Genomic DNA, 14,645 nt, shown 5'->3' with positions numbered 1-14,645 from the left:
ATGCGGTTTGTGACAGTAAAAGCACCTGCTATCTGCGATTTCTTAACATATCAATAAGTAAATAATTAATCGAGATGATCTAATGGAAGAGTAGTTGTTTCACAAATAGTTCTTAATATAAAACTTGATTGTACACTCGTTACCCCATTGATACGCGTTAGCTTATCTAATAAAAAAGATTGGTATGCATTTAGGTCTGGCACAATTACTTTTAATACGTAATCTGCTGATTGGCCTGTGATTAAATAACATTGAATTACCTCAGGAAGAAAGCGCACAGCCTCCTCAAACTGATTCATAACAGCAGGTTGGTGACTATTTAATCCAACTAAAACAATCACGGATAATTTTAAACCTATTTTTTCGGGTTCGAGAAGAGCAACCTTTTTCTTTATGTATCCATTATCTTCCAATATTTTAACACGACGAAGACAAGGAGAAGGTGATAAGGCCACCATGTCTGCTAGCTCTTGATTGTTGATTTGGCAATTTGCTTGAAGTATATCAAGTATCTTTTTGTCAGTACGATCCATAGTGTTTAAAAAATAACATGAGTTTTTTATATTTTAGCATTTAAATCTACAAAATCATTAAAAAATAAAATTTTAATTCAAATCAAGTTAATAAAGATCTATATTTGCAATAAAATTTCAAAAAAAATGAATTAAAATAGGTGTTGTGCATAGGTTATAGTCATTGTGCGTATATTAGCTGCTTGTTTCTTGAGGATTTTTATGTCTACATCACGAGTTGTTGCCTGGTTTGTATGGATTATTGCATCAATATTTTACGCATACCAATATGTTCTTAGAGTGATGCCCAATATTATGATGAATGATATTACGTCGCAATTTCACATCGATGCGACGGTTTTTGGGCAATTTTCTGGTGTTTATTATCTTGGTTACTCTTTAATGCATTTGCCGATTGGGATCATGTTGGATCGTTTTGGGCCAAGAAAAGTAATGACTGTATGTATTTTGCTCCCAGTTATCGGACTGCTGCCGCTTATTTTTGCTGATAATTGGATCTATCCTCTTGTAGGAAGAGCATTAATTGGTATTGGGTCTTCAGCTGCCATTTTAGGGACATTTAAAATCATACGTATGGCTTTTAAAGAACAGCATTTTTCCCGGATGCTCAGTTTTTCGGTGATGATAGGACTTATCGGTGCTGTCTATGGTGGAGGGCCTGTTAGTTATATGTGTCAGGCAGTTGGTTATAAAATGGTAATTGAAGTGTTTATTGCTATTGGTCTCATATTGGCTTGCATAACCTATTTTATTGTACCTGATGAAAAACCTACTTATCACACATCAGTTCTTTCCAATATTAAAACGGTTTTTACAAATAAAAAAGTAATCTTCATTTGCTGTTTTGCTGGATTGATGCTTGGGCCTCTTGAGGGTTTTTCTGATGTATGGGGATCTGGATTTTTAAAACAAGTCTATGGTTTGAATACATCAACAGCAAACTACTTACCTTCAATGATCTTTATAGGAATGTGTTTTGGATCTCCGATTTTAAGTTTAATCGCAGAAAAAACAGGATATTACCTGGGAACAATCATTGCTTCTGGAATAATCATGTGCCTGGTCTTCATTGCACTTGTTGCGGGTATGTTAACAGTCTCTAGCATTACAGTATCTTTTATATTGGTTGGAATGTGTTGCGCTTATCAGATTTTGGCAATTTATACAGTTTCTACTTACGTACCTGAGCATCTTGCTGGTCTGACGACTGCAATTGCTAACATGATAATCATGATTTTTGGCTATGCTTTCCATACAATAATTGGTTTTGTAGTCAATGCAAATGGCGGTATTCGTGAAGCGAGTGCTTTTATTTATGGAGTCGGAGTTATCCCAGTAACGCTGGCGCTTGGAGTTATTGGTTTTCTGTTCGTTGCATATCGAGAGAAATATGTTGTATCAAAGCTCTATCCAGCAGAGTTGCCAAGTTAAGAAAATCTCAGGTCGCAATAAATGCCGCAACTGTCTTGAAGTAAAATTCAAAGCAGTTGCGGCATTTATTGCACAAATAGAATTAAAAATAAATCATATACAAGACAATTTTAGGAGCAAAGCTAGGGTTGGAAAATTTATCGATATCAGCTACCATTTAAGTGTAGTTGACATGTTATGATGGTTAACAGTTCTCTTTACAATTCATTTTAAAAACGGGCCGTTAGCTCAGCTGGTAGAGCAGGAGACTCTTAATCTCTTGGTCATAGGTTCGATCCCTATACGGCCTATCAATATAATCAATATGGATAGGTTATTTTATCTTACCCTTATATGATTTAGCGAACGCAGGAATATCATTATTTTCTTTAGATTTTACCCATGAAGTAACTATTTCCATATTTTTTAGGATTTATTCTGGGTAAGCCTTTAGGTGTTTTTTGTTTTAGCTTTTTGTCGCTGATTTTTTAAGGTTAGTGAGAAAACCCAAAGACCTAACTTGGAGATTATTTAGGGTGAGCCAGTATCTTGACAGGAATGGGATTTACAATGGCAATTCTTATTGCGAATTTATCGTTTAATCAAAATATTATTATTGCAGAACGTTTAATTGTTAGCCTATTTAAAAATAAGCTAATATAAAACAAAAGGAGAATAAATTAATTTTCTGGAGCTAAAAATGAATCATTATAGATTGCGAGTAATAGATAAGGAAACAATAAAAATAATTAAAGATATTGGGGGGTACGAAAATATTCTTGAAAATGGTCAGGATGCTTGGGCTAATACTGAAGAAGAAGCTAGATTAAAATTAGTAGAACAAACTGTTTTTTCTAATTTTGGTAGAAAACAGGGACAATTACATCCGAATAAAGAATGTTATTGGGGATTAAATGATATTTGGACAGACCCAAACAAAGTCGATATAAAGCTTATTTAATCCTTTTGATTAGGAAGGCCCTATTTTTCTAACTTAGCAGGAGTTAGTGATTCGGCCCTTAACATTAGATCATGCAGCTTTATACGATCATTGGGTTTGGGAAATGAAGCCCCATGTATTTGAATCAGGAAAAATATTTGTTGGCTCGGTTATGATTAGCTTATTTATTACAGATAAGCGCTGGTGCTAATACCTCTATAGATTATTTCTAAGGTATGTACTTCTGAATACACTAGACTTTTAGTCTTTCTTCTCTTTCCGAGAGGAATTATTTTTTAAGCACAAAGTTTAACCAAAGATTGGCTCAAAAATAAAAAGTAAAAATAGTTCGAGTCAAGACTGTTTTTTTATTTTTTATTTGTATAACATAGCTATGTCTAAATTCTTTTTACTTATCCCTTGCCTGTGGATATCTATTTTTACCGAATAATGAATGATTAATCAGTAATATATAAGACCCTTGCTGTGTCTGGGTTATATCATTTTTAAATCTTCACGATTTTATTTAAGTTATCCACATTTTCTGTGGATAAGTCTGTTTATAGTCAGTCAAACTTCTTGTGGGATTTAGAAGTTAATCAGATGATTCATCATTTACCAAGGTGTCTTTCATATCAATGTACAAGAAAATGAAGCGGTACTATATTTTAAATAGCAACCGAGAATATGATGTGTAGCCGATTGTTAAATTAAAAATTAATGATTTTCAGCAAACGACGGTGGAATGTACATGATCATCTAGATTTAAATAGTTTATGTCAACTCATACATGAAGGTTTTTGAGAAAACGTATGTCAGTAAGATAGGCATAGGAATCAAATTGAAGCAAAAAAAATCTAAGAGGGGTTAAATGTCTTTAATTTGAATTAAACTTAGTTCAGACGCGATAAACAACTCTAATATAAGGCATCAATATTTATGACTGAAGAAATCAAAATCCCAAATCTAAAGGAAATTCGCGAAGCCAGAAAGCTTATTGGTGATAAAATTTTGCTAACCCCTGTTTGGGAATGGAGGGGGCAAGAAAAAGATAATCTTTTTGGAAAGAATACCGAATTATTTCTCAAGCTTGAAACATTCCAATATGGTGGTTGTTTTAAACTTCGTGGAGCCTTATTAAATATGATGGCTCTAAAGACTCATGAATTAAAAAACGGAGTCACTGCTATAAGTGCTGGTAATCATGCAATTGCAGTAGCATACGCTGCAAAACAATTAGGTATCAATGCGAAAGTTGTTATTCCAAAAACGGCTAACACATTTCGAGTTCAACGTTGTCAATCCTATGGCGCTGAAATCATTTATTGTGACACCATTAATGAAGGCTTTAACCTGGTTCATGACATTGCAAAAGAGGAGTCTCGGGCCTTTATTCATCCTTTTGAAGGCTACCATACTGCATTGGGAACTGCCACATTGGGTTTGGAGTTTGCGGAACAAACAAAAGGATTAGATGCTGTTGTTATAGCTGTAGGAGGTGGCGGTTTATGTGCTGGGGTTTCAAATGCCTTCAAGCAAGCCCAACCATCTTGTAAAATCTATGGAGCAGAGCCAGAAGGTGCAGATACAATGAATCGGAGTTTCATAGCGAATAAGCCAATGGCTATTAATAAAATTCAAACGATTGCAGACAGCCTTGGTGCCCCTAAAGCGGAACCATATAGTTTCCATTTATGCAAACTGAATGTCGATAAATTAGTAACCGTTAGTGATTATGAACTTATTACGGCAATGAAATTAATTGCAGAAGAACTTAAAATGATGGTTGAGCCAGCTTGTGCTGCCGGCATTGCAGCATGTCTTAACCCTTTAAAAAATGAGCTTCATGGAAAAAGGGTAGGGATTATTTTTTGTGGGAGTAATATTGATCTCAGTACCTTTTGCGGTCTTTGTAATTAGAAAAGTTTGTCCATGAACATCTACCGAAATAATCACTGACGAAAAGATCACGAGCAAGAGCTTCATAATCACATTGTCAGCCCATTGATTAGAACGTAGTTTACTTTCGGTTAATAGAGTTGAAATAGATATATTTCTTTATTCGATTTCAATACTTTCCCTGAAGTACAATAATTCAATCGTGGAAAGGACGATCCTTTTTCACAGTTTTTTCTCACAGGGGATAGTTTATCTGTGGAGTATTATACGATTTGTTTTCAAATTCAGGTTTTGCAAACATGCTGTTTTCTACTAATGTAGAGTGTACCTGAGTGTGAGGATTCAATGTAACGGTAATGTGTTCCTGGCAATCGAATTTCTTTAAAAAATGATTTACAGAAATAAAGACAGAATCCGTAAAAGTAGTTTTTACACCAAAATTGCTGAAATAAGCTTCTTGATTACCTTGACAAATTTCTTTTAAATTAAGAATGAATTCTTGCATTTGATCCTGGGATAGCCATTGCCCTTTACCGAATTTTTCCTTGGCATCGGTGCTCCATTTTCTATCCGTTTGCAACCAGTCTTGCAGGGAGTACTCCCCATCATAAGCTTGTAAAACACGGTAGAAGCTCCGATTATTTACGCATTCTTTTTGAACCATAAAGTAATGAAATACACCCCCGCCCAGTTTAAAAACAGCAACGGCTGGACGAGAATCATTAAAAAAACTATGTGCATCTAAGAGTTCTTTATTACTAGAATTTATATTGGTGAAATCAGCTTTGTTATAATAAATTTCTTTTGCTTTTTTGTTATATACAGGTGAATATAAAATTATGTCTTGACAGTCACTCAATTCTACCGACATACAAAAATCCAGTACTTGATTGTTTTGAACCTTATATTTCATTATCACTCTATCTCCCATAAGTCCCGGAAAATTATATCCAAATTATGTTGTTATTTCAATCAAAATGACCATTTGTTTTTCTTATTGAAAGCAAATTGATGAAAAATAGGGGAAGAAATGGCTCTGCCCTATATATTGCACTTTATTACCCATAATGATTGATTAAGCATTTACATATACTCTTGGCCATAGGTTCGAATTGCTATCAATCAACTTTAAAAAAACTTATATTATAAAATTGTTTACAGTCAAGCCACGTGACTGACTGATTTTAATATTTAATTCGTTCTGCTTAGATTATGCTGAATGGTTTATAATCTTTTATAGACTGCTCAAATTCTTCTAATTTTGTTTTATCAAATGAACCATTGACTGTTGCAAAAATTGCATTAACATTTTTAATCGGATTGCCTTCAGCAGCTAAACTTTCATTTAATTGTCCATTGGTAATGAGCTGTTGGTGAAAATAACGTAGATAATTGCGAAAAGAATGTTGTTTATAGCTGCTGTAATCTTCATTAATGATTAAATTCTCGATTGAATCTACTAACGACTCAGAAAGAGATTGGGTGAACGCATGGATTATTGCTCCATCCATATTTTCTCCTTTTTCGAGTGCTTGAGTAATGGCTTCATTCATAATTGAGCGCAAATCACGTTCCCAGGCATTTATAACCTTGCGTGCATGTCTTTTACCGTTATCATTATGACTAAAAAAGAATGAATTATCGTATTGGCCAGCTTTTGTCTCATAAGCTTTTTTATAAAGTCGTCCTTGTTGAATAATTGCTTCAACATTATTTACTATACTTAATAATTCTTTTACTTGGGCCGTTTGATTGTTTGTAATGCGCCTCATCAATAATCGAAAATTATGTGCATCTAATGTTGAGGTGCTTGCAATAGCTGCAACAAGTTCCAATTTCTCATTTTTTCTTTGTACTTCAGCAATAAGAGTTTGAATCTCTTGATCTTGTAGCGAAAGAGCCTCTTCTTTTTTTTGATTGAGTTGTTGCAAGCGTGAGTTTGCTTCTTGGGTTTCCTCTAATTCGATACTTAGTTCTTGAAGTTCACTTTTTAAAGCAGTATATTCAAGGGCACTCACTGATGGGCGAGATAAGTAGTTTCTAATAATTTGAAAAAAACCGGCAGTTTGATGTTCTTCTTCAAGCATTTTGGTTTCAAAATTACTGCTCTCAATAAGAACAAAACCCTCCTCTTCGGCAACATCATGAGTTTGAAATTCAATAGCCTGGATGATTTGTGCAACGACAGCGCGCCGACGATGCAGAATATCAATCAGCTTTTTTATTGTTTCATCCTGAGATTGCTGTGCTTGTTGAAGCAGCTCATCATACTCGGCTAAGATACTTTTTTGCTTTATTAAAATAAGCTCTGCTTGTCGGTTCAATTCTTTTGCTTGTGCCCGTGAAATATCAGATTGAAAGTCGCTATCTCTCACATCAAATTCGGCGCCAAATAATACATATCCACGTTTTACGACCGCATTAGCTTCTTTACTGAATTCTTGTAGTGCATTAAAGCAATCAAACGGAATGCTCGCAAATGCTGCGCTAATTTGTTGGGATGCAGTGATGAAATGATTTCTTACTTCAACTAATGGGTGTTTATTTAAGTAAAAAGGTTCCCATAAACTTCGGGCTGAACTTGAAGATTTACTGCGCTGACGATAAACTTTTCCACAATCTGCCTCAAACTTTTCTAAATAAACATTGAGCTCACTTTTGACATGATGAATGTCTTTCAAGTAGGGTTCGGACAATTTAATAAAATCATTAAAGTAGCTGATTTTGTTTCCACTGGCAAAGTCGTGAAGTTTTTTAAGTTCACTTTGCAAGACGTGTAATTTATCTCGTAACTTTAATAGCTTAATAAGGTTTTCTTGTTGCTCTCTTTCAAACTGCCCCCATAAGAAATTACCCTCCATAGGTAATTGATAATCAAGTCCTCTATAAAGTGCAAGATAGTCATCTTCTTGTAACGCAATTTCAAAGCGACCAAATAGTTCTGTAACAAAAGGGTTATTAATAACGTCTCGTTCTGTGGTAGTTAGAGAAGTTTTATCTACTCTTTTGAACAGATCCTTCAAATGCATCACATCAATTTGATTTTGCCCACTAAATAACGGCAGCATGTGGTTATCAATGCCAACAAGCAACTCATTTAATTTTCGCGATGTCTCCACAATGTGTTGATAATAAGCCTCAATTTTATTTTCCTGATTAATTGAGTCGTCGTGTTGTGGGGCAGAAAATATACGTTCAAGAGCAGATTTACAGGAAAGAAGTTTATCATCTTGGCTGCTAGTACTTTGGATGTCTTTGTGCTTTAGTAATTCAACAGTAAAAAGTTGAATTCGTTCTTTGTATTTATTTTGCTCTTCGACCGGTCTTTCCAAGGCCTGGCGACAAAGATGAGCCAATAAGATCATGGCTATCACTTTACCATGTGAAATATCATTCAAATTGGCGCGGCCAAAATAGCGGTTTTGATTATCCGCAATGTACTGAAAACACGTATTGTATACAAAGTTAAAGTAGTCACAATTGTTTTTAATTTCTTTTGAATTATATTGTTCTTGTATTCTCCTGGCTATATTTGATAATCCACCAGGTTGAGGATATTCCAATCCCTCTATAATTCCTTCTTTATAGGTCAAACCAAACGTATAGGCCCAACCTTGGTTTTCTATAGGGATTTCAAAGATGCTGGTGTGAGCGACGTCCATGATTTTTATTTGCAACTCTTTATAAATAGTTAAAATTTCACGGATTAATGGGGTTTCTCTGAATCGAATGGTTGGCATAATGAACACCTATAATTATAAAAAATTTACACTCCGTTATAAATTAATTCATGAATCATATCAAGCAAATAAATTTAACCTAGAGTGTTCAACAGAAGCATTTGAAATTAACGCCCTTGGTGTTGGCAATGAATTGGCATTTTCTTGTTTGATTCTGTGGTTTGCATTTCTTCAGCATCCGATTTTTGATGTTCATTTCTTCTTTGCATGAATAGTTTTTGGCGTGCTTTTTTTTGTCTATTAAACATTAAATCAATACGGTTTTGTTTTGTGTTTTTCAAAAAATTAAGAATACTCAGTTGTTTTATACTTATTTGCTCATCCGGATCCTGCCATATTCTACTTTTACGTAACGTCTTGCGTACATTTGAGCTGGAATACCATTTGCCATTGTAATAGGAATACTTTTTTTTATCCGCTGAAGGAGAAAAAAGTGTCCCGGCATAATAATCAATAACTGCATCGAATAAGACTAAATGGCTATTGAATTTTTCTGCTATGGCTTGATGATTTCCTTTATTATTACAAAAATAAAGCTTTATATTTATAATCCTATGATGTAGAAAAACAAAATCATAGTTAAAGCGTTCTGCTATTTTATCAATGCCAAGATGAGTAGATTGATTTGTAATAGCACAATTGCTCGCCAGATGAAAATATTCCAATAAATTATCAATCCCATGTGCAAGTACATAGATGGTGAGGTATTTATGTTCCATTAATTTATAGTTAATTGGCTTACCATGTTGGACGATAAGTATGTTTTGATCATTAAGCGTTTCTTTCCAATGCTGTGCATGAGCAATTAGATCATTTTCTTCATGAAAGGGGATATAAAGGATTATCATGTCATAATATCCAGTTATTATTCGTTGTTTATTCCGAATTCTTAAGGAATGAGGATTGCAGCATTTTGATAATGAATTGTTCGCACTGATGGAGTTGCTCAAGTGCTACGAATTCATTAGCACGATGAGCCTGCTCAATGCTACCTGGACCGCAAACAATAGTGGGTATTTTCTCTTGTTGAAATAAACCTGCTTCCGTGGCATAAGCAACTTTTAATTTTTTTTCATTTTGACAAATTGACTGGGCCGCGCGAACAATTGATTCTGAGGGGGGAGTATCCAGTCCAGGTGCTTTAGCGAGGACTTCCAAAACCACATTCGTGTTTACTTGTTCTTTACGTAGCGTAGGTAGTAGTTCTGTATCTATGAAATCAACTATTTGTTGATAAAGTTGATCTGGGGTATCAACCACCAAGTTTCTAATTTCAAAAACAAACTCACACAAACTTGGAATCGTATTATAAGCATTTCCACCCTGAATGAGGTTGGTGGATACCGTAGTGTAAGGTACATCATATGACTCATCTCGATGTCCTTGAGATTGAAACTGGTGAGCCATTTTACGAAGATAAGTAATAAATGATGCGGCATGCTCTATTGCATTACACCCTTCGGGGGTTAGTGATGAATGAGCAGCTACGCCGTGAATTTGACAGCGATAGCATTGTATTCCTTTATGCCCTATTACAGGTTGCATAGAGGTTGGTTCGCCTACAATACATGCTTTGGGTTTATAATTTAGTTGAGTCATTTTCTCTATAAGACTTGGCGCGCCAAGGCAACCAATTTCTTCATCATATGAAAAAGCAAAATGCACGGGGAATTTGAGGTTAAGTGCTTTCAATTGGGGAATAAGGTTCATAACCACTGCAATGAAACCTTTCATGTCACATGCACCTCGCCCATATATTTTCTTGTCTTTAATCGTTGCTTGAAATGGATTGCTACTCCAAGTTTGTCCATCAACAGGTACTACATCTGTATGACCCGACAAAATAAGTCCTCCCTCAAATCGACCATGATGATCGGGTATAGATGCGAGTAAATTTGCTTTAACCCTTTTGTCATCATAGATTAATATGGGATTAATCTGATAGTCATTCAAAGTATTCGCCAGAGTTTCTATTAGAGATAAGTTGGAATTGCGTGAGGTAGTATCGAAGGCTATAAGTTTTGTTAGCCAATCTATCGTACTCATATAATATTCCTTTTAAAATTAAGTGACAGTGTGTCATAAATGCAAGCAGTGATTAAAGGATTATAATCTTTCTTAGAGTACAAAACACCAAAAAGCACAAGCCTATAATCTTTCCTCTGAAATCCTGAAATTTTGCATGAATAGTCTACAATTTGGATAGTGGAGTTTTAATCAGTTGACTGAGAGAGGAGTACAGGTCATTGCATCCATATATGAAATTAAGGAATATTATTACTGTTCTATAATTAATTATGTCGAGCAAAATTATTTCATGGAGTGAAATTATTATGAAAAAATTATTAGTAGTTATTTGTTCGCTTACAATGCTTAATGCAGTTTCCTACGCAGAAAAAATAATAATTACTGGCCAACCCATTATCTTGGAAAAACAAGGCGATATTTACTTTGTGCCAAATGATTATGCAACCACAACCTCTTATTACTATGTAAGCGTAAATGGGGAACGTCAAGTGTGTTATATAGATAAGCAACCTGAGTTATCTGCTTTAAATACCTCAACACTTGAAGTTAATTATAATGGTTCATTGTTAAGTTGGGTTTGTTATCCTTTAGATCCAAATTACTTCGAAACACCATAACTAAAAATATTCTAGGGTCCTTTGGGCAGACCCTAGAATATTTTTAGTTAAAATTGTTTTCTTTTGTAGAGGATAAATTGAGTCCATTGACTACCTCCTGTAGCATTTTTAAATGAATGGGTTTGGTCAATACTTTATTCATTTCAGAACGCAAAAGTTCATTTTCTACTTTACCTGAAGTATTGGTAGTTAGGCCAATAATTGGGATGGGATTTTTCTGCGTTTGTTTTTCCAGCTCGCGAATACACTGAATGAGGTTTTTATCTGCAATGCCGGTTATGCCTATATCAGTAATGATTAAGTCAAAATCATTTGTTTCCAGAAGCTCTAAAGCATGTTCACCATCAATCGCTGAAAAGAATTGATATTTAGCATGCTCTGCAACATTTTCAAGCATATGCAGAGAGATAATATTATCTTCTACGAGTAAAATTAGCGGTGAACTAAATTCTGTTTCCTCTTGCTGTAATTTAGTTTCGCTGGCTCTACAGAGAGAGGAATTACTCTCATTGTATCCAATTTTCATTGTAAGGGTAAAATAAAAAGAGGAGCCTTTTCCAACTTCACTTTCTAGATTTATTTCTCCACCTAATAGACTTAGGTATTTTTGTGCCACATGAAGACCAACACCATAACCGCTATGCTGGCTTTTATAAGAAGGAATAGCGCGAAAGAAACGATCAAAAATCTTGTTTTTTAATTCAGGAGGTATACCAATTCCTGTATCGATTACACTAAATCGGAGTTGGGCATAACTATTTTCATAAGAAAGGGTTTCTACTTTAATTGTAACAACACCGGTGTCAGTGAATTTAATCGCATTTCCAACAAGATTTAACAGAACTCGATGTAACTTTGTACCATCAGTGATAAAACTATTTGGTGTTGTTTCATCAATCTCAATATTCAATTGTATTTTCTTCATTTCCAGAGTTGGTTGCACAAGATGTGCAATATCTTTAATGTTCTTGCGTAATTCAAATAACTCCTCATGTACATCACTTTCTCTGAGGTTATCTGCCGTAACGATTTCCATTACACCGTTGAGCAAATCCAGTAATTGTTCGCTACTTTCATGAATCCAGCGCGCATATTGTTTTCTTTCAGGATCTTCGGCTTTCTCTTCTAAAAGTCGTGACATCCCAACAATACCGCTTAATGGGGTATAAATATCATGGCTCATATTCTCTATAAACTCAGTTTTCGCCTGGTTGGCAACTTCTGCGTTTTCCTTGGCACGACGCAATGCGACTTCCATTTTTTTGCGCTCTGTGATATCTAGAGAAATGCCTAAAACGCCAATAATCTCATTTTTTTGATTGCGCAAAGGGACTTTTTGGGAATAATAAATTCCCATTCCATTAGCCATAATCGCATATTCTTCAGCCGTATGTGGTATGCCAGTTTCCATTACTAATGTATTGAGTTTATTTAATTCTTCTGCCTGATCTTTCCATGGCATGTCGTAATTGGTTTTTCCAACGATATCTTTTCTTGATTTCAAGCGTGCACTTTTAGCTTGCGCATCATTACACCCTAAAAATACGTTATTCTTATCTAACCAATAAACATGTCCTGGCATTAAAGCAATTATATTTTCATAATAATTATGAACAGCTTGTAATTCATTTTTAAACTTTAATTTTTCTTCTTCAAGAGCGAGAGTTAATTGATGAATTTCCGCGTTTTTTCGATTAACAATTTCGTGTAACTCTTTTATTTTTTCAGAATCCATTTTTCACCGTATAAATAATCTTAATAAGCAAACTGATGCATTATTAAGTAAAAATATTGTTGTAACTAGTGCAGACAGTATATTAATGGACTTACTCGTCGAAGAGTATAGTAAACCGTCCAAAATGATCTGTCTCTTATAAGTATTGTGTGAAAATATTATAAACTATTTATGGAAAAAATGGTTATTTTTTCTTCAAAATGGATTATACTATGGCTATATTTTCGCTTGGAAATTTAGTGGTTTTTGATTTTAATAATCTAAAAAATAGTAATTTAAGTACGTAATATACTAATTTTAAATAATTTAAAATATATGCATGAATTGCTAGCGTACAAAAGAAATAAAATAAATGCGAAGGAAATAAGTAAATGCCAAAAAAAGTTAAAGGTCCCAAAGACGGTAAAATTGTTACTGCAAGCTTTGATCCAGCAAATAAAAAAGATAATAGTAAAAGTCGTTTTCCATCTCTAAAGACTACAAAAGATTTAGTCCTTTTAAGTATTAAAGGAAATGAGTTTTGTGCCGGTGACTATTTAGGAGCTATCGTGCAACAAGCTGTTGCTACGCATCAAACTCCTATTGATTATTCTGGTCCTAAAGGTAAAACAACTTTTTTAATTGCTGATGAAATTTATTGGCACAATCTTAGGGATAAGACTTTTTCTCCTGGCGAAGAAGCGACTCTTAATAAGCTGGCTTTGGAAGAAGGTGAATCGTATTTTGAGAATAATTTAGCTGCTTTCCTAGTTCCTTTAGGTACGACTGTTAGTGAGTTCCACGAGCTGTATCCTGGTGTTTCAATGGATAAAAAAATTTCTATTATCAATCAACTCGCTTTACAACAAGGAAAGAATTTCGAGATCGTTCGTTGGCATACGTGGATTACTCAGCGTGATTTTGATAAAACATTAAAAGACATATTACCTCATTATGACAATGTAGAAGGCCTTAGCGTAGCTGTTGATGCCTCAGCCGATGATTATGTGAAGCGCCATTGTAAAGAAGAAGGAGACCGTGGAGTATGGGCTGAACGTTCTCGAAGCTATATCAAAGAAGAAAGCCCTTCTATTATGTTGTTAGCAGCGCAGTTAGGTTATAATTTTATTATTTATCCAGGTGCTATTTTGCCTTCTTTTACAGCAACACGAGAGTACTTCATTGTTAATAACCATGTTGCTCGTATTGAAAAAGGTCACAGTATCAAAGACGAGTGTACCCATAGTAAATTTTGTTTTCACACGGAGAATCCTTCTCGCTTAGTCAATTGGTTGGAAGTTAACTTTACTAGAAGCCATGAGGCCGCAAAAATACAGGAAGCTACAAAGCCACAGAAAGTTACAAAATCAAATGAAGTTACAAAATCAAAGGCTATTAATTTTTTCCAGCAAAACAGAAGTAATCTAGCTTGTCTTAGAAGACAAACAGCAGAGGTTGTAGATGAAGACGGGGAGGTATTGCAGTTAGTTCCGGCCATTGTTTATCCAATAATTCGAGGAATGAGTCATGCTCTTGAGAGTCAATTTTCTACTCAGAAGGATAAATCAGAAAAACGCATACAAACTCCACTGACACAAGTATTTGAAGGCATTACCCGAGGGGTTTTATCAGCAGATCTTTCTATGTCAGATAAGATCGGATTTTTGACTGGACTGGTTAATGCTTATGTTGATCGTTCGGAACCGAAGTATGATGTTTCTTCTATGCCGACACACTCATAAAGATTTCTAAGCCCATATCCTA

At 34.7% G+C, this 14,645-nt stretch carries 12 protein-coding genes and 1 tRNA gene; 7 read left to right on the top strand and 6 right to left on the bottom strand.

Annotated elements, in window-relative coordinates:
• Window positions 1-65: 65 nt before the first annotated feature.
• A complete protein-coding gene (locus Ltuc_RS09910; RefSeq protein WP_058521101.1) occupies window positions 66-533 on the bottom strand; it encodes an Lrp/AsnC family transcriptional regulator in 468 nt (155 codons plus the stop codon).
• A gap of 201 nt (window positions 534-734) precedes the next feature.
• Between Ltuc_RS09910 and Ltuc_RS09905 the strand changes: the two genes are divergently transcribed.
• The 5 genes from Ltuc_RS09905 to Ltuc_RS09890 all read left to right on the top strand — a co-directional run bounded on the left by Ltuc_RS09905 (window position 735) and on the right by Ltuc_RS09890 (window position 4,803).
• Complete coding sequence (locus Ltuc_RS09905) at window positions 735-1,964, top strand: MFS transporter (protein WP_058521100.1); 1,230 nt, start codon at window positions 735-737, stop codon at window positions 1,962-1,964.
• Between the two features lie 217 nt (window positions 1,965-2,181).
• A tRNA-Lys gene (locus tag Ltuc_RS09900) sits at window positions 2,182-2,254 on the top strand.
• 247 nt (window positions 2,255-2,501) lie between these two features.
• Entirely contained in the window at window positions 2,502-2,606 is a 105-nt protein-coding gene (locus Ltuc_RS15885) for a hypothetical protein (RefSeq protein ID WP_133138348.1), read from the top strand.
• A 37-nt stretch (window positions 2,607-2,643) separates the two neighbouring features.
• Window positions 2,644-2,904, top strand: coding sequence for a hypothetical protein (locus tag Ltuc_RS09895; RefSeq protein ID WP_058521099.1), 261 nt, complete (start codon window positions 2,644-2,646; stop codon window positions 2,902-2,904).
• Between the two features lie 918 nt (window positions 2,905-3,822).
• Window positions 3,823-4,803 (top strand): threonine ammonia-lyase, encoded by a 981-nt coding sequence (locus Ltuc_RS09890; RefSeq protein WP_058521098.1) that lies wholly within the window; start codon window positions 3,823-3,825, stop codon window positions 4,801-4,803.
• A 214-nt stretch (window positions 4,804-5,017) separates the two neighbouring features.
• Here the strand turns inward: Ltuc_RS09890 and Ltuc_RS09885 are convergent, their stop codons facing one another.
• The 4 genes from Ltuc_RS09885 to argE form a co-directional block, all read right to left on the bottom strand.
• The gene (locus Ltuc_RS09885) at window positions 5,018-5,695 is read right to left on the bottom strand and encodes a hypothetical protein (protein ID WP_058521097.1); all 678 of its coding nucleotides are present in this window, start codon (window positions 5,693-5,695) and stop codon (window positions 5,018-5,020) included.
• Between the two features lie 292 nt (window positions 5,696-5,987).
• Window positions 5,988-8,522 carry a coiled-coil domain-containing protein gene (locus tag Ltuc_RS09880; RefSeq protein ID WP_058521096.1) on the bottom strand — a complete coding sequence of 845 codons (2,535 nt, stop codon included), beginning with the start codon at window positions 8,520-8,522 and terminating at the stop codon, window positions 5,988-5,990.
• Between the two features lie 107 nt (window positions 8,523-8,629).
• Window positions 8,630-9,370, bottom strand: a complete 741-nt coding sequence (locus Ltuc_RS09875) for a hypothetical protein (protein ID WP_058521095.1) — start codon at window positions 9,368-9,370, stop codon at window positions 8,630-8,632.
• Window positions 9,371-9,398: 28 nt separating this feature from the next.
• Complete coding sequence (gene argE, locus Ltuc_RS09870; protein ID WP_058521094.1) at window positions 9,399-10,568, bottom strand: acetylornithine deacetylase; 1,170 nt, start codon at window positions 10,566-10,568, stop codon at window positions 9,399-9,401.
• Window positions 10,569-10,855: 287 nt separating this feature from the next.
• Between argE and Ltuc_RS09865 the strand changes: the two genes are divergently transcribed.
• Window positions 10,856-11,167 (top strand): hypothetical protein, encoded by a 312-nt coding sequence (locus tag Ltuc_RS09865; RefSeq protein WP_238584106.1) that lies wholly within the window; start codon window positions 10,856-10,858, stop codon window positions 11,165-11,167.
• A 43-nt stretch (window positions 11,168-11,210) separates the two neighbouring features.
• Here Ltuc_RS09865 and Ltuc_RS09860 read toward each other — a convergent pair whose 3' ends face one another.
• Window positions 11,211-12,902 (bottom strand): ATP-binding protein, encoded by a 1,692-nt coding sequence (locus Ltuc_RS09860; protein ID WP_058521092.1) that lies wholly within the window; start codon window positions 12,900-12,902, stop codon window positions 11,211-11,213.
• Between the two features lie 371 nt (window positions 12,903-13,273).
• Between Ltuc_RS09860 and Ltuc_RS09855 the strand changes: the two genes are divergently transcribed.
• Window positions 13,274-14,623 carry a hypothetical protein gene (locus Ltuc_RS09855; protein ID WP_058521091.1) on the top strand — a complete coding sequence of 450 codons (1,350 nt, stop codon included), beginning with the start codon at window positions 13,274-13,276 and terminating at the stop codon, window positions 14,621-14,623.
• The last annotated feature ends 22 nt before the right edge of the window (window positions 14,624-14,645 follow it).

The sequence above is a fragment of the Legionella tucsonensis genome (assembly GCF_001468035.1).
Lineage (GTDB): Bacteria > Pseudomonadota > Gammaproteobacteria > Legionellales > Legionellaceae > Legionella > Legionella tucsonensis.
This window is presented reverse-complemented; position numbering and strand designations above follow the sequence as displayed.

Coding starts and splice junctions, on each gene's coding strand:
- Ltuc_RS09910 (WP_058521101.1), bottom strand. CDS start 533: ATGGATCGTACTGACAAAAAGATACTTGATATACTTCAAGCAAATTGC.
- Ltuc_RS09905 (WP_058521100.1), top strand. CDS start 735: ATGTCTACATCACGAGTTGTTGCCTGGTTTGTATGGATTATTGCATCA.
- Ltuc_RS15885 (WP_133138348.1), top strand. CDS start 2,502: ATGGGATTTACAATGGCAATTCTTATTGCGAATTTATCGTTTAATCAA.
- Ltuc_RS09895 (WP_058521099.1), top strand. CDS start 2,644: ATGAATCATTATAGATTGCGAGTAATAGATAAGGAAACAATAAAAATA.
- Ltuc_RS09890 (WP_058521098.1), top strand. CDS start 3,823: ATGACTGAAGAAATCAAAATCCCAAATCTAAAGGAAATTCGCGAAGCC.
- Ltuc_RS09885 (WP_058521097.1), bottom strand. CDS start 5,695: ATGAAATATAAGGTTCAAAACAATCAAGTACTGGATTTTTGTATGTCG.
- Ltuc_RS09880 (WP_058521096.1), bottom strand. CDS start 8,522: ATGCCAACCATTCGATTCAGAGAAACCCCATTAATCCGTGAAATTTTA.
- Ltuc_RS09875 (WP_058521095.1), bottom strand. CDS start 9,370: ATGATAATCCTTTATATCCCCTTTCATGAAGAAAATGATCTAATTGCT.
- argE (WP_058521094.1), bottom strand. CDS start 10,568: ATGAGTACGATAGATTGGCTAACAAAACTTATAGCCTTCGATACTACC.
- Ltuc_RS09865 (WP_238584106.1), top strand. CDS start 10,856: ATGAAAAAATTATTAGTAGTTATTTGTTCGCTTACAATGCTTAATGCA.
- Ltuc_RS09860 (WP_058521092.1), bottom strand. CDS start 12,902: ATGGATTCTGAAAAAATAAAAGAGTTACACGAAATTGTTAATCGAAAA.
- Ltuc_RS09855 (WP_058521091.1), top strand. CDS start 13,274: ATGCCAAAAAAAGTTAAAGGTCCCAAAGACGGTAAAATTGTTACTGCA.